This is a genomic window from Enterobacter cloacae complex sp. SHL021, assembly GCF_049237765.1.
Taxonomy (GTDB): domain Bacteria; phylum Pseudomonadota; class Gammaproteobacteria; order Enterobacterales; family Enterobacteriaceae; genus Enterobacter; species Enterobacter cloacae.
This window is the reverse complement of record NZ_JBMKJG010000006.1, coordinates 1-17,887: the sequence shown is the minus strand read 5'-3', so window position 1 is coordinate 17,887 and position 17,887 is coordinate 1. Positions and strand designations below refer to the sequence as shown.

The following is a 17,887-nucleotide window of genomic DNA, read 5'->3' as shown; positions in this document are numbered from 1 at the left end:
GAGGCTTGAGAGAAAAGCGTAGCTTAAAACGGCGGATTTACCCGGCAAAATGCCTTTTTAGCATAAGGTAAGACGCATCCCCCGGTGGACGGGGGATGCAAAGGAGGGAAAGGTTACAGCAGCTCGAACTCGCCTTTATTGACGCGGGCGGAATCCACACCAATGTAGACATTGAACTTGCCCGGTTCCGCATCGTATTTCATCTGCTGGTTCCAGAACTTCAGGGCATCCACGTCAATGGGGAAGCTGATGGTTTTGGTTTCGCCAGGTTTCAGGTTGACCTTCTCAAAGCCGCGCAGCTGTTTCACCGGACGGCTCATGGAGGCGGTCACATCCTGAACATACATCTGGATCACCGTCGCACCTTCACGTTTACCGGTGTTCGTCACGTCAACGCTGGCAGTCACTTTACCGTCACGCTTCAGGCTCGGGGCCGACATTTTCACGTCAGAGACCTTAAAGGTGGTGTAGCTCAAACCGTACCCAAACGGATACAGCGGACCGTTCGCTTCATCGAAGTAACGGGAGGTGTACTTGTTTGGCTTATCGGCGTTATACGGACGGCCGGTATTCAGGTGGCTGTAGTACACCGGGATCTGCCCGACAGAGCGCGGGAAGGACATCGGCAGTTTGCCCGACGGGTTGTAATCGCCAAACAGCACGTCGGCGATGGCGTTGCCCCCTTCCGTACCGGCGAACCAGGTTTCCAGAATAGCGTCAGCCTGCTGATCTTCTTTCACCAGCGCCAGTGGACGACCGTTCATCAGCACCAGCACCAGCGGCTTGCCGGTGGCTTTCAGGGCGGCGATCAGATCGCGCTGGCTTTGCGGGATCGTGATGTCCGTTCGGCTGGAGGCTTCGTGTGCCATCCCCTGTGCTTCACCCACCACGGCAACCACCACGTCAGACTGTTTCGCGGCGTTTACCGCTTCGTCAATCATCTCTTTCGGCGAGCGCGGATCCACCTTCACCGCCTCTTCATACTGATTGAGGAAGGTCACGATATCTTTATCATCAGTGACGTTCGCCCCTTTGGCGTACACCACCTTAGCGTTTTCACCGACCGCATTTTTAATACCGGTGAGCACGGTCACGGACTGATCGGCCACGCCCGCAGCAGACCAGCTCCCCATCACGTCGCGCTTGCTGTCGGCCAGCGGGCCGACCACCGCAATGGTGCCGGATTTTTTCAGCGGCAGCGTGTCGAGGCGGTTTTTCAGCAGCACCAGGCTTTCACGGGCCACTTCTTGGGCCTCTTTACGGTGCAGACGGCTTTCGGCATTGGTGTCCGCCGGGTCTGACTCTTTCGGACCCAGGTGGCTGTATGGATCGTTAAACAGCCCCATGTCATATTTCACGTTCAGCACGTGACGCGTGGCATCGTCCAGCTCCGCCATCGTCACCTTGCCGCTCTTCACCAGCCCCGGCAGGTATTTGCTGTAATATTCGTCGCTCATGCTCATGTTGATGCCGGATTTGAGCGCCACGCGCACCGCATCTTCCGGGTCGGAGGCCGTACCGTGTTTGATGAGCTCTTTAATGGCGCCATGGTCAGAGACGGTGATGCCCTTGAAGCCCCACTGGTCGCGCAGCACGTCTTTCAGCAGCCAGGAGTCAGAGGTGGCAGGCGTGCCGTTGAGCGAGTTCAGGGCGACCATCACCGCGCCGCTACCGGCATCCAGGCCTGCTTTGTACGGCGGCATGTAATCGTTAAACAGGCGCTGCGGGCTCATGTCGACGGTGTTGTACTCTTTACCGCCTTCCACGGCACCATAGGCGGCGAAGTGCTTGACGCTGGTCATGACCGAATAGCGATCCGCCGGGCTTTTACCCTGCATCGCTTCCACCATGGTTTTCCCCATCGTGGCGGTCAAATAAGTATCTTCACCAAAGCCCTCTGACGCGCGGCCCCAGCGCGGATCGCGGGAGACGTCAACCATCGGGGCCCAGGTCATGTTCAGGCCGTCGTCTGCGGCTTCATATGCCGAGACGCGCCCGACGGTTTTCACCGCGTCGAGGTTAAAGGAGGAGGCCAGACCGAGGCTGATAGGGAAAACGGTACGCTGTCCGTGTACCACGTCATAGGCGAAGAACAGCGGAATTTTCAGGCGGCTAAGTTCCATCACCTGATCCTGCATTTTGCGGATATCCTGACGGGTCACGGTGTTAAAAATCGCCCCTACCTGGCTCTCTTTAATCATCTCGCGGATCGCCTCTTTCGGGTTATCCGGGCCGACGCTGATAAGACGCAGCTGGCCGATCTTCTCATCGACCGTCATTTTCTTGAGCAATTCCGTGACAAACGCGTCCCGTGCTTCAGGCGTAAGCGGGTGATTGCCAAACAGTTCATCTGCCAGCGCAGGTTGCAGTGCCAGGCTGACGGCGACACCTACAGAACATAGCCATTTCATGTCGTTTTACTCTCTCATCAATTTCCGCCGGAAGATCTCGGCCAGGGCGTGCGAAAAGCGCAGTGTGCCACAAACCCTCAGAACGTTGCAGGGTTATTCTCTGATTTTTCTCGCAAATACGCGCCCTCTAAACAGCTAATCGCGCTATGCTTTACAGCGAGAAATTTGCCCCACCACAAGGAGTGGAAGATGTCTTCTGTTCGAACTGCCGATAACACGACTTTTATTAACGAACTGTCGCGCCTGGTTGGTCACTCTCACCTGCTTACCGACCCGGCCAAAACTGCCCGCTACCGTAAGGGCTTTCGTTCCGGACAGGGCGATGCGCTGGCGGTGGTTTTTCCCGGCACGCTGCTGGAGCTGTGGCGCGTCCTGAGCGCCTGCGTCGCCGCGGACAAGATTATTTTAATGCAGGCGGCTAATACCGGCCTGACCGAAGGTTCGACGCCGAACGGCAACGATTACGATCGCGACATCGTGATTATCAGCACCCTGCGCCTCGACAAACTTCACCTGCTCGATAAAGGCGAGCAGGTACTGGCCTTCCCTGGCACCACCCTCTACTCGCTGGAAAAAGCGCTTAAGCCGCTTGGGCGAGAACCGCATTCGGTGATTGGTTCATCCTGCATCGGCGCCTCCGTCATTGGTGGGATTTGTAATAATTCCGGCGGTTCGCTGGTGCAGCGCGGCCCGGCTTATACCGAAATGTCGCTCTATGCCCGTATTGATGAAAACGGCAAGCTGACGCTGGTGAACCATCTGGGAATCGATCTGGGCGTCACGCCGGAGCAGATCCTGAGTAAGCTCGACGACGATCGCGTGAAAGATGAAGATGTACAGCACGATGGCCGTCATGCCCACGATCACGATTACATCACCCGCGTACGTGATATCAACGCGGATACACCAGCGCGTTACAACGCCGACCCGGATCGCCTGTTCGAATCCTCCGGCTGCGCGGGCAAACTGGCCGTTTTCGCGGTCCGGCTCGACACCTTCCCGGCCGAGAAAAAACAGCAGGTGTTTTACATCGGCACCAATCAGCCTGACGTGCTGACCGAAATTCGTCGTCATATTCTCGGCGAATTCACGCATCTGCCGGTGGCGGGCGAGTATATGCATCGGGATATTTACGACATCGCCGAACGCTACGGCAAAGATACGTTCCTGATGATCGACAAGCTCGGCACCGACAAAATGCCGTTCTTCTTCACTATGAAGGGCCGCACTGATGCAATGCTGGAGAAAGTGCCGCTGTTTAAACCCCACTTCACCGACCGCTTTATGCAGAAGCTGGGTAACGTTTTCCCGGCCCACCTGCCGGAGCGAATGAAAACCTGGCGCGACAAGTATGAACATCACCTGCTGCTGAAAATGGCCGGGGACGGGATCGCCGAAGCACAAAACTGGCTGAGCGAATTCTTCAAAACCGCCGAGGGGGATTTCTTCGCCTGTACACCTGAGGAGGGGAGCAAAGCGTTCCTGCACCGTTTTGCCGCTGCAGGGGCTGCCATCCGTTATCAGGCCGTACACTCAGAAGAAGTAGAGGATATTCTGGCGCTGGATATTGCCCTGCGACGCAACGATACCGAGTGGTTTGAACACCTGCCGCCGGAAATCGACAGCAAGCTGGTGCATAAGCTCTACTACGGCCACTTTATGTGCTACGTCCTCCACCAGGATTACATCGTTAAAAAAGGGGTCGACGCGCACGCGTTGAAAGAGGAGATGCTCGCCCTTCTGCGCGAACGTGGCGCACAATATCCTGCGGAACACAACGTTGGGCATCTTTACAAAGCCCCTGAGACACTTAAGCAGTTTTATCGCGAGAATGACCCTACAAACAGTATGAATCCCGGCATTGGTAAAACAACGCGGAATAAATACTGGAAAGAGAGCGATAACGCAGAGCAGGCCATTACGCAAGCATCTGATTAATTCATACAGCCATATTTAAGAGATTGTTAAGCACAGCTCAATCGTACTAGAGTACCTGCACTCGCCGGAGAAACGTTTCTCCGGCATTCTTTGACGAGGAGCAGGCACATCATGTCGGCTGTTGATATTTTATCCGTAACCGAAGTGGAAGTGCGCGATGCCCTTCCCGACGATGTGCATGCCATTTCGGCTATTTATGCATGGCATGTACTTCACGGACGTGCGTCGTTTGAGGAAATCCCCCCCACCGTTGATGAAATGCGTAAGCGGTTGAAAAACGTGACCGATAACGGTTTGCCCTGGCTGGTGGCGCTGTATCGCGGCATTGTGGTGGGCTATTGCTACGCCACGCCATACCGTCCACGACACGCGTATCGCTTCACGCTGGAAGAGTCAATCTACGTGGATGCCAGCACCACCGGACGCGGTTTTGGCAGTGCACTAATGGACGCGCTGATTGAACGCTGCGAACAAGGTCCCTGGCGTCAGATGATTGCGGTTGTGGGGGATGGCCATAATAACGCCGGGTCATTGCGGCTGCATAAAAAGCACGGTTTTGAAGTGGTCGGTCAGCTGCGCAGCGTGGGCTACAAAAAAGGCGACTGGCGGGATACGGTGATTATGCAGCGACCGCTCAACGACGGAGACTGGACCCTGCCGGAATAGGCCCAGTGCGGTCTGGTGCCCTCACCCCCGCCCTCTTCCACCGGGAGAGGGAGAAAACATAAAAACGGTAACACAGTTACCGTTTTGCTTTTACCTAATCGTTCTGCGCCGTCGCCATCTGCTCGGCTTTCTGCTTTTTATACGTCAATGCCGCGGCCGGAACAGGCTGCACTTTCCCGGTTTCAATCCAGGTGCGCAGTCGGCTGGCATCGGCGAAGTGAGTATATTTGCCGAAGGCATCCATCACCACCAGCGCCACCGGTTTACCGTTGAACACGGTACGCATCACCAGACAGTGACCCGCCGCGTTAGTAAAGCCGGTTTTCGTTAACTGAATATTCCAGTTCTCGCGGTACACCAGGTGGTTCGTATTGCGAAACGGCAGCGTATAGGCCGGGTTCGCAAAGGTCGCCATCTCTTCACGGGTGGTACTGAGCTGCCCAATCAGCGGGTACTGTTTGCTGGCAATCAGCAGTTTGGTCAGATCGCGCGCCGTAGAGACGTTGTGAATCGACAGACCTGTCGGCTCAACAAAACGGGTGTTATTCATTCCCAGCGCTTTGGCTTTGGCATTCATCGCTCGAATGAAGGCGTCGTAGCCGCCCGGATAATGGTGGGCGAGGCTCGCCGCGGCGCGGTTTTCAGACGACATCAGCGCCAACAAGAGCATATTTTTACGACTGATTTCACTGTTCAGGCGTACGCGGGAGTAAACCCCTTTCATCTCCGGCGTGTGGCTGATATCCACTTTCAGTTTTTCATCCAGCGGCAGATGTGCATCCAGCACTACCATCGCGGTCATTAATTTGGTTATCGAGGCGATCGGGCGCACCAGATCCGGGTGGCTGGCGTAGATCACCTTATTGGTGTTGAGATCAACAATCATCGCGCTGCCGGAAGCGATTTGCGGTTGAGCAGCAGCGGTGGTCACCGCGGGCGTTTTGGCGACAGCTGGCACGCCAGCGGACGCCCCCAGCAACAGTGCCAGGCTAAGTAAAGAAACTCGGAATTTCAGCATGGTGAGACTTCTGATAATTATTCACGCACGTTATGACGTACACCGCCTGCGTCGACGGAGAAACACAGGCTGGCTTCGGCATCATAGCGGTCACCGTGCATTGTCGCCAGCGGATAATCGTGAACAGATGCTGCATTGCTGGCATTTACGCCAGCAATGCAATTAACTCAGAAGAGACGGTAACCATAACCCCAAAGAATCACCGTCAGCGCCAGTAACGCCTCCAGTACCAGCACGCCGATGGCGAGCGTAGAGCTGGAAAAGCTCAGGCCTTCTTCTTTATTGATATTCAGGAAGGTAGGTACGCCCAGATACAGCAGATAGCCGGTGTAAAAGAGCGCAATGGTCCCGATCAGCGCGCACAGCCAGACCAGGGGATAGAGCGCAACAATACCGCTTAAGAACAGCGGGGTTGCGACGTATCCGGCAAAGACCATACAGTGTGCCAGGGAAGGACGCTGTGGATAGTTACGTGCCATCCAGTGAATGACGCGTCCCATAACCGCCACCCCTGCCAGCATCAGGCCATAAAAGAGAATGGCAAGATAAAGCCCGGTAAACCAGGAAAGCTGTACTACGGTGCCATCACCAAAGTTCCAGCCGATTTGTGTTGTACCAATAAACGCGCATATCACCGGCACCGCCGCCATCAGCAGCACGTGGTGCGTGTAATGATGTGAGACCGTTTCGTTCTCACTTTTGATGACATGCATTTCACGATCGGGATGGGAAAAAAGTCCCCAGACATGGTTCATAGCGCCCCCTTGTTGTCGGCCCGTCATCGATACCTTAAGTATAATGCAGGGTTTAGATTATTTTATGTACAGTGGGAAATTTCCGTTGATTGCCCCGCGGTTGTCACAAGGGGTATATGATTAACCGAGGCACGCTGAGGGAGATGATATTTACGTAATGGATATCAACGGAGTTATTGAACAATACGGATACGCTGCGCTGGTTGTCGGAAGCGTGGCAGAAGGTGAAACCATCACCCTGTTAGGCGGCGTCGCCGCGCATCAGGGATTACTTAAATTCCCGCTGGTTGTCGCCGCGGTTGCGCTGGGCGGGATGATTGGCGATCAGCTGCTCTACTTTCTGGGGCTGCGTTTTGGGCCGACGCTGCTTAAGCGTTTCGCTAAGCACAAGAAGAAAATTAACCGCGCGCAGCGGCTGATCCAGCGCCACCCTTACCTGTTTGTGATTGGCACCCGCTTTATGTACGGCTTTCGGATTATCGGGCCGATATTGATTGGCGCCAGCCGCCTGCCGCCGAAAATTTTCCTGCCGCTGAACGTGATTGGCGCGTGCGCCTGGGCGCTGATCTTTACCACACTCGGTTACGTGGGTGGAGAAGTGGTTGGCCCGTGGCTGCATAACCTTGACCAGCATCTGAAGCACTGGGCGTGGCTGATTCTGGTGGTTATGGCGGTGATTGGAGTCAGGCTGTGGATGCGGCACAGAGAGAAGAAGCAGGATGAGGAGTGAGTGCAGTCTGTTGCCCTCACCCTAACCCTCTCCCACAGGGAGAGGGAACTTAACACACCCTCTCCCACGGGGTGAGGGGAAGCTACCCCGCCGGCTTAAACTGCGGATTCGCCAGCATAAACCCGCCATCGACGATAAACGACTGCCCGGTGGTGTAGCTGGCGTCGCTGTCGCATAACCACGCCACCAGACTGGCGATCTCTTTGGTATATCCCGGTCTTGCGAGCGGGATCGCTGGCATCGATCCTTCCTTCACTTCACTCTCGTCCATATCATTCATCGGTGTGGCAATCGCCCCCGGCGCAACGGCGTTGACCAGAATGTTGTGCTGCACCAGTTCCAGCGCCATCGATTTGGTTAAACCTCCCAGCGCATGTTTTGCGGCGGTATAGGCGCTGGCTTCCGGCAGCGGCGTATGTTCGTGCACCGAGGTGATATTGACGATTCGCCCTCCTTCCCCCTGCTCCACCATTTTACGTGCGGCAATCTGCGAACAGAGAAACGCACCGTCCACGTCGACGGTGAAAATGTTTCGCCAGTCGTCAAACGGCATATCCAGGAAGGGCGCTTTGGTCATCGCACCCGCATTGTTAACCAGCACGTCCAGGCGACCAAAACGGGCAATTAACGTTTCAATCGCCTGCGCGCCCTGTGGGAGGGTGCTTAGATCAAGGTGGATAGCTTCAGCCCGCCGTCCCTGCGCCTCCACTTCGCGGCAGGTATCCCGGGCCCCTTGTTCATCAGAGTGCCAGGTGACGCCAATATCAAACCCACGTTCAGCCAGCATCAGGGCCGTGGTTTTACCAATCCCGGAATCCGATGCGGTAACAATCGCTACTTTGGTCATACTCACCTCCTGAAGAACGGCAAAGAGGTAAGTATAGATAATGACCCTGATTAGCCATGATGATAACCACCACCCAGCGCGGAGGTGAGCTGTAGCGTGGCGTCGATATACTCGCCCTGCAGCATCAATCCGGCGAGATGTTCCTTCAGCGCTGGAATTCTGGCTTCACTGACGCGCGAGCCGGCAATAATTCCGGCGCTAAAACGTGCCTGCGCCAGCTCCACGACGCGCGCCGCATCTTTTTCTACCTGCTGCTGATGCTGATTTTTCGCCGTCAGCATTTCCACTTCGCTGGCCGTGCGCGCCACCTGGTTCACGGCATCCACCACCGCCTTGTTGTAGTTCGCCACCGACAGATTGTTCTGCGCCTGGGCAATATCCAGCTGCGCGTTCAGCCTGCCGCTGTCAAAAATGGGCAGAGTCAGCCCGGCGGTCACACCCATTTGCTGAGCTGAAGAACGGAACAGATCGCTCAGATGCAGGGCATCTTGTTGTAAAAACGCCATCAGATTCACATCAGGATAAAACGCCGCTCTGGCGGCATCGACCTCGCTCATTGAGGCTTCGATATACCAGTGCGCCGCCTGCAGATCCGGTCGTCGGGCCAGCAGTTCATATCCCAGCGTCGACGGTAACGACGCTTCAACCGTCGGTAGGGCATGCCGTGTGAGCGCCAGCGCGGGGGTATTAGTCAACGCGTTCAGACGCGCCTCGATGGCTTTCATTTTGCCGTGAACCTCTGCGATCTGCTCTTCGGTTTTGCTGGCACTGATGTCGGTTTCGACACCTTCCACAGAGGAGGTGATCCCGTGCTGATACAGCTCGCGATCGGCACCGATGATATTGTCCTGTTGGGATTTGATCTGCGTGAGGACCTCCTCCACGGCGGCCTGAGTTTGCCAGTCCCAGTAGAGCCGCGCCACGCTGCTGGCAAGCAGTTGACGGGTCTGCTCAAGCTCCGCTTTTTGCGCATTCACCTTGCCTATCCGGGCCTCCAACCGGGCGCGATTTTTGCCCCACAAATCCAGATCCCAGCCCGCAGTCAGACCAAAGGTACCGTTGGTATACCAGGGGCCGGTGGTGCCCGCAGCCGGGTCGGTTATGGCAAAGGGCCCCATCAGCCCTTCAGCGGACATTTTCTGACGTTCAGCATCGGCCGAAAAATCAATTTGCGGGCCGTCGGCCGCCAGGGCTGCTTTGGCCTGGGCTTCGGCAAGGGTAATACGCTGACGGGCAATCTGCATATCGGGCGCATCGCTTAATGCTTTGGCAATTAGCTTATCAAGCTGCGGATCGTTATACGCTTTCCACCATGCATTTTTCGGCCAGTCCTGATGAGGCAGCACCGTATTAACCGACGCCGTGAGTGACTGGGTATTAAGGGGAGTGACCGTGGCATGTTGCGGCGCACAGCCGGCCAGAATAACGGCAAAGGGAGCACTCAGAGATAAAATAAGAAAACGTTTCATTACGCCATTCACGCCAAAAAATAAAGGCGCAAAGTACGCCTGATACCTCTCTTTTTTTTAGTAATGCGTGGCAATGCGCAAATTGTCATACATTTTTGTAATTAGAAAATTATACATGCCGAGAATAAGCCAAATTAACAAATTCATCTCAATTATAAATTGCCTGCTACACTTACTGTTGGCATACATACGCAGGAGAAGGGAATGAAAATATTATTGTGGGTCATTTTAATTATATTTCTGATAGGACTGCTGGTAGTAACGGGTGTGTTCAAGATGATTTTCTGATTCATTTGCCCGGCACCGCGCCGGGCAAAGGTCAACCAGCCCATGCGTCTGGTCCAGCGCTTCACAGGGATAATTGCGGTCACACGCTTATTATTTTGCCTGGATCACCCGCGCAATATCCGCAGAAGTCTGTAATGTCCGAATCTCCTGAAATAACCCCAGCGCTTCATCGTACTCTTTGCGTAAATAGCTGAGCCACTGTTTGATACGCGCCACGTGATATAGCCCGGTGTCGCCCTGCTTTTCCAGACGGCTATATTTTTGCAGCAGCGTCACAACATCAGCCCACGGCATACGCGGCTCGTTATATTTAATCACCCGGCTGAGGTTAGGCACATTCAATGCCCCGCGGCCGATCATCACCGCCTCGCAGCCGGTGGCTTTGAGACAGGCCTGCGCGCTCTGGTAATCCCAGATTTCACCGTTGGCGATCACCGGAATGCTGAGGCGTTTGCGGATCTCACCAATTGCCTGCCAGTTAATGCGCTCGGCTTTGTAGCCATCTTCTTTGGTGCGGCCATGCACCACCAGTTCAGTAGCCCCGGCCTGCTGCACCGCATCGGCAATTTCAAACTGCCGCGCGTCGCTGTCCCAGCCCAGGCGCACTTTCACCGTCACCGGCAAATGGGCAGGCACGGCTTCACGCATCGCTTTCGCGCCACGGTAAATCAGCTCAGGATCTTTCAGCAGCGTCGCCCCGCCGCCGCTGCCGTTCACCAGCTTCGACGGGCAGCCACAGTTGAGATCGACCCCGTAAGAGCCGAGCTCGACGGCACGGGCGGCGTTCTCGGCCAGCCATTCAGGATACTGGCCCAGTAGCTGAATACGCACCAGCGTGCCGGAGGTGGTCCGGCTCTGGCGGTGCAGCTCCGGACAGAGTCTGTAAAACGATTTTACCGGCAACAACATATCGACCACGCGCAAAAACTCCGTCACGCAGAGATCGTAATCGTTCACCTCGGTCAGAAGTTCGCGCACAAGGGAGTCGAGCACGCCTTCCATTGGGGCCAGTAAAACACGCATAGCAGTACCTGTGAAAAAAGACGCGCTATAGTATCCGCTCTCTATATCGCTGGGAAGCGCTTCTGTACAGGGAGAAAGTCAGCCGGCGTTGCCCCGACAATGGTGCGAAACGCCGCCGCAAATGCCGCCGGGCCGGAAAACCCCAGCATCCATGCCACCTGCTTAACCGGGTATCCGTTTGCGAGCAGGTCCAGCGAGGCACAAATCCTTGCGCGCTGTCGCCAGGCACGGAAGCTAAAGCCAGTGTCTTTAATAAACGCGCGTGAAAATGTACGTTCAGACATCGCGGCCCGCTCCGCCAGCCTTTCCAGCGAAAGATCCCAGAGATTGTTGGCAATGATGTCACAGGCAACGCGATGTAACCGCTCATCCACGGGCATCGGCAATTCGGCCGAAATCTGCTGTGTCTCACTGAGGATGTCGAGCAGCAAAACGGCCATGCTGCGCTGGCTTGTCGGCCGATATTCCGCACTGAACAGCCCGGCGATCAGCTCTTTGAACAACGCTGTCGCCATAATGACGTGAACCTCTTCTTTACGCTTAAAAGGCTCGCATTGCGATATTAGCTCGGGGCTAAACCAGACCGCACGGAGCTCCGTTGTGGATAACACGCTATAAGTGTGTTCCTGAAATGGAGGGATCCATAGCGCGCGCTGTGGCGGTATTACCCAGCGTTTGCTACCGGTTTCGACCAGCATGACCCCTTTGATGGCAAACAAAAGTTGCCCCTGCGAATGCTGGTGAGGCGGATCCACTTCGCCACGCGCATAACGAATTGCCCCTCTTGACCATCCGATAGCATCGTCGTGAATTGGTGTTTTATCGATAACGGTTGGCATTTCACATTCCTCACTTCCTCTTATGATGCTGCTTGTACACATAACCAGAGAGAGACGCAATGCACATCCATTTTATTATTCATGAACATTTCGAAGCGCCAGGCGCTTATGAAATCTGGGGAAAAAGTCGCGGCTGTAGTCTGAGCTACAGCAGAGTTCATCAGGGCGATCCTTTACCCGAGGATCTGCAGAGCACAGACTTGCTTATAATCATGGGAGGTCCACAGTCACCTGCCACCACGCTTAAGGAATGCCCATGGTTTGATGCGCAGGCGGAAATAGCACTCATTGGCCGCGCCATAAAGGCGGGTATAACGGTAATTGGCGTTTGTCTGGGCTCGCAGCTTATCGGCGAAGCGCTGGGCGCAGCGTTTTGCCATAGCCCGGAAAAAGAGATCGGCAAATTTCCCATCAGGCTGACAGATGCAGGCAAGGCGCACCCGCTGTTTGAGGGTTTTGGCAACGAGTTGAAGGTCGGTCACTGGCATAACGACATGCCAGGGTTGACGCCACAGGCTAAGGTTCTCGCTTACAGCGAGGGCTGTCCCCGCCAGATCGTACAATACGGCGAACGGGTTTACGGTTTTCAATGCCATATGGAACTTACGCCAGAGGTTGTTGAGTCACTGATTGAACATTCGCAGAACGATCTCCGACGTGCAGGTGAGTTGCGTTTTGTCGAAACGGCGGAAAAACTCCGCTCGCATGATTATCGCGAAATGAACCAGGTGCTGTTTTCTTTTCTCGATAAACTTACCGCCCGGCGTGATACCTGACTCCGGAGCATTTCTCTGGCTCGTTACTTCGCCAGCACCATCCCTTTCCTCTAAACTGTAGCCTGTTCCATTGCGGTGATACCAGACGTTCTGTTCTGGAATGTCTGGTATGCACAAAATTCATGATGTGATCCATGGCACACTTTCGGGTTTAATTGTATGATGAATGCGTTTCAGCAAGGATTTTAACCATGAGAAAATCATTGAACATTATATGGCAATATCTGCGCGCATTCGTCCTGATTTACGCCTGCCTGTACGCCGGGATTTTCATCGCTTCCCTGCTTCCTATCACCATTCCCGGCAGCATTATCGGCATGCTGATCCTCTTTGTTCTGCTGGCGTTGCAAATTCTGCCCGCTAAGTGGGTCAACCCCGGCTGCTTCGTTCTTATTCGCTATATGGCGCTGCTGTTCGTGCCGATTGGCGTCGGGGTCATGCAGTACTTCGATCTGCTTAAGGCCCAGTTCGGCCCGATTGTCGTCTCCTGCGCGGTCAGTACGCTGGTGGTTTTCCTTGTGGTGAGCTGGAGTTCGCATCTGGTACATGGCGAACGTAAAGTGGTTGGACAGAAAGGAACAAAACAATGATGGCCAATATCTGGTGGTCGCTGCCATTAACCCTGGCGGTGTTCTTCGCGGCACGCAAACTTGCCGCCCGGTTCAAGATGCCGCTGCTTAACCCGTTGCTGGTGGCGATGGTGGTGATTATCCCGTTCCTGCTGCTTACCGGTATTCCTTACGAACGCTACTTTGCCGGGAGCAAAATTTTAAACGACCTGCTGCAACCCGCCGTGGTCGCACTCGCGTTTCCTTTATATGAACAGCTGCACCAGATCCGAGCCCGCTGGAAATCCATTATTACCATCTGTTTTGTGGGGAGCCTGGTGGCGATGATCACCGGTACTTCAGTCGCACTGCTGATGGGGGCCTCTGCGCAAATTGCCGCCTCTATTCTGCCGAAATCGGTGACCACGCCTATCGCCATGGCTGTGGGCGGCAGCCTCGGCGGCATTCCTGCCATCAGCGCCATGTGCGTGATCTTTGTCGGCATTCTGGGCGCCGTGTTTGGCCATACCCTGCTCAATGTCATGCGCATTCATACCAAAGCCGCACGCGGTCTGGCGATGGGCACCGCGTCGCACGCGCTGGGCACCGCCCGCTGTGCGGAGCTGGATTACCAGGAGGGCGCGTTCAGCTCGCTGGCACTGGTGATCTGCGGAATCATGACCTCGCTGATGGCGCCGTTCATTTTCCCCGTGATTCTGGCGGTGATGGGCTAAAATTTGCGATGCGTCGCGCAAATTTCATTTTGTTTTCATAAGTTGCATACATAATGAGATATGGATCACATATAAAGCCCCAGCGGCTCCGTACACTACCGATCCATTAACCTTTATGAGGCAAACGCCATGCATCCACGTTTTCAAGCGGCTTTCGCCCGGCTTGCAGAGAATTTGCAATCAGCTCTGGCCCCGATTCTGGCGGATGAGCATTTCCCCGCCCTGCTCACCACTGAGCAGATCACCACGCTGAAACAGGCCACGGATCTTGACGAAGACGCGCTGGCTTTCGCATTGCTGCCGCTGGCTGCCGCCTGTGCACGTGCCGATCTTTCCCACTTTAACGTTGGCGCCATTGCGCGCGGCGTCAGCGGAACCTGGTACTTCGGCGGAAACATGGAGTTCCTGGGCGCAACCATGCAGCAGACCGTTCATGCGGAACAGAGCGCCATCAGTCACGCCTGGCTGCGCGGCGAAAAGGCCCTGAGCGCCATTACCGTGAACTACACCCCGTGCGGGCACTGCCGTCAGTTTATGAATGAACTGAACAGCGGGCTGCAGCTGCGCATCAATCTGCCGGGTCGCGCGCCGCATACGCTGGGCGACTACCTGCCTGACGCCTTTGGTCCGAAAGATCTTGAAATCAAAACCCTGCTGATGGACGAGCAGGATCACGGTTATACGCTGACCGGTGATGACCTGACCCAGGCGGCCATTCGCGCTGCCAACAAGAGCCATACGCCGTACAGCAAATCCCCGAGCGGCGTGGCACTGCAATGCCGCGATGGGCGTATTTTTAGCGGCAGCTATGCCGAAAACGCCGCGTTTAACCCAACGCTGCCACCGCTGCAGGGCGCACTGAACCTGCTGAGTCTGAACGGCTATGACTACCCGGATATTCAGCGCGCCATTCTGGCAGAAATTGCCGATGCACCGCTGATTCAATGGGATGCCACCGCCGCCACCCTGAAAGCGCTGGGCTGCACGTCAATCGAGCGTGTATTGCTGGCGTGATCCTTCTGGCGGGCAGACATGCCCGCCCGTTTTGCTGAAAAAGCCTTCAGTTGATGCGCTGTTTCTTGCGCTAACCAGGCGGGTACAGTAGCCTGAGTTAAATTCACCTTCGGTACGAGCCATCTGCATGTTAAAGCGCGTTTTTTACAGCCTGTCTGTCCTGGTCGGCATACTGCTGTTGATCGTGCTGGGTCTCGACCGCTGGATGAGCTGGAAAACGGCCCCCTACATTTTTGATGACCTGCAGGACCTGCCCTATCGCCAGGTGGGTGTGGTGCTCGGCACCGCGAAGTATTACCGCACCGGTGTCATCAATCAGTATTACCGCTACCGCATTCAGGGCGCGCTCAACGCCTACAACAGCGGCAAGGTCAATTACCTGCTGTTAAGCGGCGATAACGCGCTGCAAAGCTACAACGAACCGGTCACCATGCGCAAAGACCTGATCGCCGCAGGCGTTGATCCGGCAGATATCGTGCTCGACTACGCCGGGTTCCGCACGCTCGACTCCATCGTGCGCACGCGCAAAGTGTTCGACACCAACGACTTCATCATCATCACCCAGCGCTTCCACTGCGAACGTGCGCTGTTTATCGCGCTGCACATGGGCATTCAGGCTCAGTGTTATGCGGTGCCCTCGCCAAAAGATATGCTGAGCGTGCGCGTGCGTGAGTTTGGCGCTCGCTTTGGCGCGCTGGCCGATCTCTATATCTTCAAACGTGAACCGCGCTTTTTAGGCCCGCTGGTGCCAATTCCGGCCATGCATGAAGTACCGGAAGACGCGCAGGGTTATCCGGCGGTGACGCCGGAGCAGTTGCTGGATATGCAGAAGAAAAAATAAACCCGCCATACGGCGGGTTTAACTTTTCAGGAAGGTTATTTCTTACGCGCGTATTTCAGTGAATCCAGCGCAACCGCGAAGATGATAATGGCGCCCTTGATGATGTACTGCCAGTACGGGTTCACGCCGATGTAGGTCAGGCCATAGTTAATGACCGTAAAGATGATCACACCGGTGACCACGCCAAGCACGGTACCCACACCGCCGCTGAAGGAGACCCCGCCCACCACGCAGGCGGCAATCGCATCCAGTTCGTACATAAAGCCGAGGTTGTTGGTGGCAGAGCCGATACGGCCCGCTTCCAGCATCCCGCCGAAGGCATAGAACACACCGGACAGGGCATAAATCATCAGCAGGTTCAGGGCCACGTTCACGCCGGACACTTTCGCTGCTTCCGGGTTGCCCCCGATAGCGAAGATGTTCTTACCAAAGCGGGTTTTGTTCCACAGGATCCAGACGAACGCCACCGCAATCAACGCGTAGAAGGTGATATACGACAGGCGGAAGCTGCCCAGCGCAATAAATCCTTGCGTGAAGGTCGAGAAGCCGCTGTCGAAGCCCGAGATGGGGGACGCACCGACGAAGTCGTAGTACAGGGAGTTGATACCGTAAACGATGATCATCGTACCCAGGGTGGTGATAAATGGCGTCACGTTCAGGTAAGCGATGATAATACCGTTGATCAGACCAATCACCGCACCGATGGCGCAGACAATCAGGATCACCACGAAAATGGGCATGGTCGCCATTTCCGGGAACACCTTGTTGGCGTTTTCCATCGACTGCAACAGGGTTGCCGCGATCACCGCCGCCAGGCCGACCTGGCGCCCTGCGGAAAGGTCAGTCCCCTGGGTGACGATGAGCCCCGCCACGCCCAGCGCGATGATAATACGCACGGAAGACTGAGTCAGAATGTTACTCAGGTTCAGCAGACTTAAGAACGTGGGGTCCTGGAAAATGATAATGGCCAGCAATACTAAAAGAACAACGTAAATACCGCCTTCTTTCAGATAAGTGAGAAAACTTTTTTTATTTAACGCACTCATGAGGAGCCCCTGATCTTAAAGGTGCAAAGACGCTAAACGCAAAATTTCGTTTTGCGTTGTCGTTTTCGTGTCAACAATACCGGCAACGAGACCATTGCTCATAACCAGAATACGGTCTGTGATCCCTAACAATTCCGGCATTTCGGAAGAGATAATAATGATCCCTTTATCCTTTTTCGCCAGTTCAGCGATCAGCTGATAAATTTCAAACTTCGCGCCGACGTCAATACCGCGGGTTGGTTCATCCAGCATCAGAATTTCTGGCTGCGTTAATAACCAACGACCGATAATGACTTTTTGCTGGTTGCCGCCCGACAACGAACCAATTTGCGTACGATGCCCCGGCGTTTTTACGCGCATAGAGTCAATAACCCACTGGGTATCACTCTTCATGCGGGAGTTATCCAGCAGACCCACTTTGTTTTTATAGTTGCGGATATTAGAAATTAACGAGTTAAAGTTAATATCCAGATAGGCATAAATACCGGTCGAACGCCGCTCTTCCGTCACCAGTGCAAAACCATTATTAATGGCTTCGTTGGCGTTGTGGTTGTTAATTTTCTTACCGTGCAGCGTGATGGTGCCTTCGGCTTTCTCGCGAATACCAAACAGGGTTTCGACGATATCGGTACGTTTTGCCCCAACCAGGCCTGCAATGCCCAGAATTTCGCCCTTGTGCAGGTCGAAGGAGACGTCGCGAATAGAGGGCTGACGCAGCGAGGTCAGATTACGCACCTCAAGGATCACCTCACCCGGCTTGTTCTCTTTGTCCGGGAAACGCTGGTTCAGGGAACGGCCCACCATCATGGCGATGATCTTGTCCATGTCCAGCCCTTCGAGAGGCTGAGTGCTGAGAGATCCCCTCATAATTTCCCCAAAGCGTAACCATGTGTGAATAAATTTTGAGCTAGTAGGGTTGCAGCCACGAGTAAGTCTTCCCTTGT

The 17,887-nt window shown here is 55.0% G+C and carries 17 protein-coding genes and 1 pseudogene; 8 read left to right on the top strand and 10 right to left on the bottom strand.

Features of this window, described 5'->3' with window-relative positions:
• Nucleotides 1–113: 113 nt before the first annotated feature.
• On the bottom strand, nucleotides 114–2,411 hold the full coding sequence (gene bglX, locus ACOTZF_RS07420) for a beta-glucosidase BglX (RefSeq protein ID WP_129317565.1): 2,298 nt from the start codon (nucleotides 2,409–2,411) through the stop codon (nucleotides 114–116).
• A gap of 189 nt (nucleotides 2,412–2,600) precedes the next feature.
• On the opposite strand from bglX, the gene dld reads away from it, so the two are divergent.
• Together dld and ACOTZF_RS07410 are read left to right on the top strand one after the other, a co-directional pair.
• Complete coding sequence (gene dld, locus ACOTZF_RS07415; protein WP_097535569.1) at nucleotides 2,601–4,349, top strand: D-lactate dehydrogenase; 1,749 nt, start codon at nucleotides 2,601–2,603, stop codon at nucleotides 4,347–4,349.
• A 111-nt stretch (nucleotides 4,350–4,460) separates the two neighbouring features.
• Nucleotides 4,461–5,015, top strand: a complete 555-nt coding sequence (locus tag ACOTZF_RS07410) for a GNAT family N-acetyltransferase (protein ID WP_020690140.1) — start codon at nucleotides 4,461–4,463, stop codon at nucleotides 5,013–5,015.
• Between the two features lie 94 nt (nucleotides 5,016–5,109).
• On the opposite strand, the gene pbpG is transcribed toward ACOTZF_RS07410, so the two are convergent.
• Nucleotides 5,110–6,033, bottom strand: a complete 924-nt coding sequence (gene pbpG / locus ACOTZF_RS07405) for a D-alanyl-D-alanine endopeptidase (protein WP_038979491.1) — start codon at nucleotides 6,031–6,033, stop codon at nucleotides 5,110–5,112.
• A gap of 167 nt (nucleotides 6,034–6,200) precedes the next feature.
• The gene (locus ACOTZF_RS07400; RefSeq protein WP_013097942.1) at nucleotides 6,201–6,788 is read right to left on the bottom strand and encodes a Yip1 family protein; all 588 of its coding nucleotides are present in this window, start codon (nucleotides 6,786–6,788) and stop codon (nucleotides 6,201–6,203) included.
• A gap of 157 nt (nucleotides 6,789–6,945) precedes the next feature.
• On the opposite strand from ACOTZF_RS07400, the gene ACOTZF_RS07395 reads away from it, so the two are divergent.
• On the top strand, nucleotides 6,946–7,518 hold the full coding sequence (locus ACOTZF_RS07395; protein WP_129252187.1) for a DedA family protein: 573 nt from the start codon (nucleotides 6,946–6,948) through the stop codon (nucleotides 7,516–7,518).
• An 82-nt stretch (nucleotides 7,519–7,600) separates the two neighbouring features.
• On the opposite strand, the gene ACOTZF_RS07390 is transcribed toward ACOTZF_RS07395, so the two are convergent.
• The 4 genes from ACOTZF_RS07390 to ACOTZF_RS07375 form a co-directional block, all read right to left on the bottom strand.
• Complete coding sequence (locus tag ACOTZF_RS07390) at nucleotides 7,601–8,365, bottom strand: SDR family oxidoreductase (protein WP_072205129.1); 765 nt, start codon at nucleotides 8,363–8,365, stop codon at nucleotides 7,601–7,603.
• A gap of 50 nt (nucleotides 8,366–8,415) precedes the next feature.
• A complete protein-coding gene (gene mdtQ, locus ACOTZF_RS07385; RefSeq protein WP_038979487.1) occupies nucleotides 8,416–9,834 on the bottom strand; it encodes a multidrug resistance outer membrane protein MdtQ in 1,419 nt (472 codons plus the stop codon).
• Nucleotides 9,835–10,212: 378 nt separating this feature from the next.
• On the bottom strand, nucleotides 10,213–11,145 hold the full coding sequence (gene dusC / locus ACOTZF_RS07380; RefSeq protein ID WP_013097946.1) for a tRNA dihydrouridine(16) synthase DusC: 933 nt from the start codon (nucleotides 11,143–11,145) through the stop codon (nucleotides 10,213–10,215).
• Between the two features lie 41 nt (nucleotides 11,146–11,186).
• Complete coding sequence (locus ACOTZF_RS07375) at nucleotides 11,187–11,984, bottom strand: AraC family transcriptional regulator (protein ID WP_129252185.1); 798 nt, start codon at nucleotides 11,982–11,984, stop codon at nucleotides 11,187–11,189.
• Between the two features lie 59 nt (nucleotides 11,985–12,043).
• On the opposite strand from ACOTZF_RS07375, the gene ACOTZF_RS07370 reads away from it, so the two are divergent.
• The 5 genes from ACOTZF_RS07370 to sanA all read left to right on the top strand — a co-directional run bounded on the left by ACOTZF_RS07370 (nucleotide 12,044) and on the right by sanA (nucleotide 15,897).
• The gene (locus ACOTZF_RS07370; protein WP_129317566.1) at nucleotides 12,044–12,760 is read left to right on the top strand and encodes a type 1 glutamine amidotransferase; all 717 of its coding nucleotides are present in this window, start codon (nucleotides 12,044–12,046) and stop codon (nucleotides 12,758–12,760) included.
• A gap of 191 nt (nucleotides 12,761–12,951) precedes the next feature.
• On the top strand, nucleotides 12,952–13,350 hold the full coding sequence (locus tag ACOTZF_RS07365; RefSeq protein WP_023619766.1) for a CidA/LrgA family protein: 399 nt from the start codon (nucleotides 12,952–12,954) through the stop codon (nucleotides 13,348–13,350).
• A complete protein-coding gene (locus ACOTZF_RS07360) occupies nucleotides 13,347–14,042 on the top strand; it encodes a CidB/LrgB family autolysis modulator (RefSeq protein ID WP_013097948.1) in 696 nt (231 codons plus the stop codon). Before ACOTZF_RS07365 ends, ACOTZF_RS07360 begins: the two co-directional genes overlap by 4 nt.
• Nucleotides 14,043–14,171: 129 nt before the next feature.
• Complete coding sequence (gene cdd / locus ACOTZF_RS07355; protein WP_129252178.1) at nucleotides 14,172–15,056, top strand: cytidine deaminase; 885 nt, start codon at nucleotides 14,172–14,174, stop codon at nucleotides 15,054–15,056.
• 127 nt (nucleotides 15,057–15,183) lie between these two features.
• Nucleotides 15,184–15,897 carry an outer membrane permeability protein SanA gene (gene sanA, locus ACOTZF_RS07350; protein WP_023619764.1) on the top strand — a complete coding sequence of 238 codons (714 nt, stop codon included), beginning with the start codon at nucleotides 15,184–15,186 and terminating at the stop codon, nucleotides 15,895–15,897.
• 35 nt (nucleotides 15,898–15,932) lie between these two features.
• Here sanA and mglC read toward each other — a convergent pair whose 3' ends face one another.
• The 3 genes and pseudogenes from mglC to ACOTZF_RS07335 all read right to left on the bottom strand — a co-directional run.
• A complete protein-coding gene (mglC, locus tag ACOTZF_RS07345; RefSeq protein WP_013097952.1) occupies nucleotides 15,933–16,943 on the bottom strand; it encodes a galactose/methyl galactoside ABC transporter permease MglC in 1,011 nt (336 codons plus the stop codon).
• Nucleotides 16,944–16,958: 15 nt separating this feature from the next.
• Nucleotides 16,959–17,798, bottom strand: a pseudogene (locus ACOTZF_RS07340) (ATP-binding cassette domain-containing protein); the annotation flags it as partial.
• A gap of 8 nt (nucleotides 17,799–17,806) precedes the next feature.
• Nucleotides 17,807–17,887, bottom strand: an 81-nt coding sequence (locus ACOTZF_RS07335; protein ID WP_048266543.1) for a hypothetical protein, incomplete at its 5' end; no start/stop codon positions are given.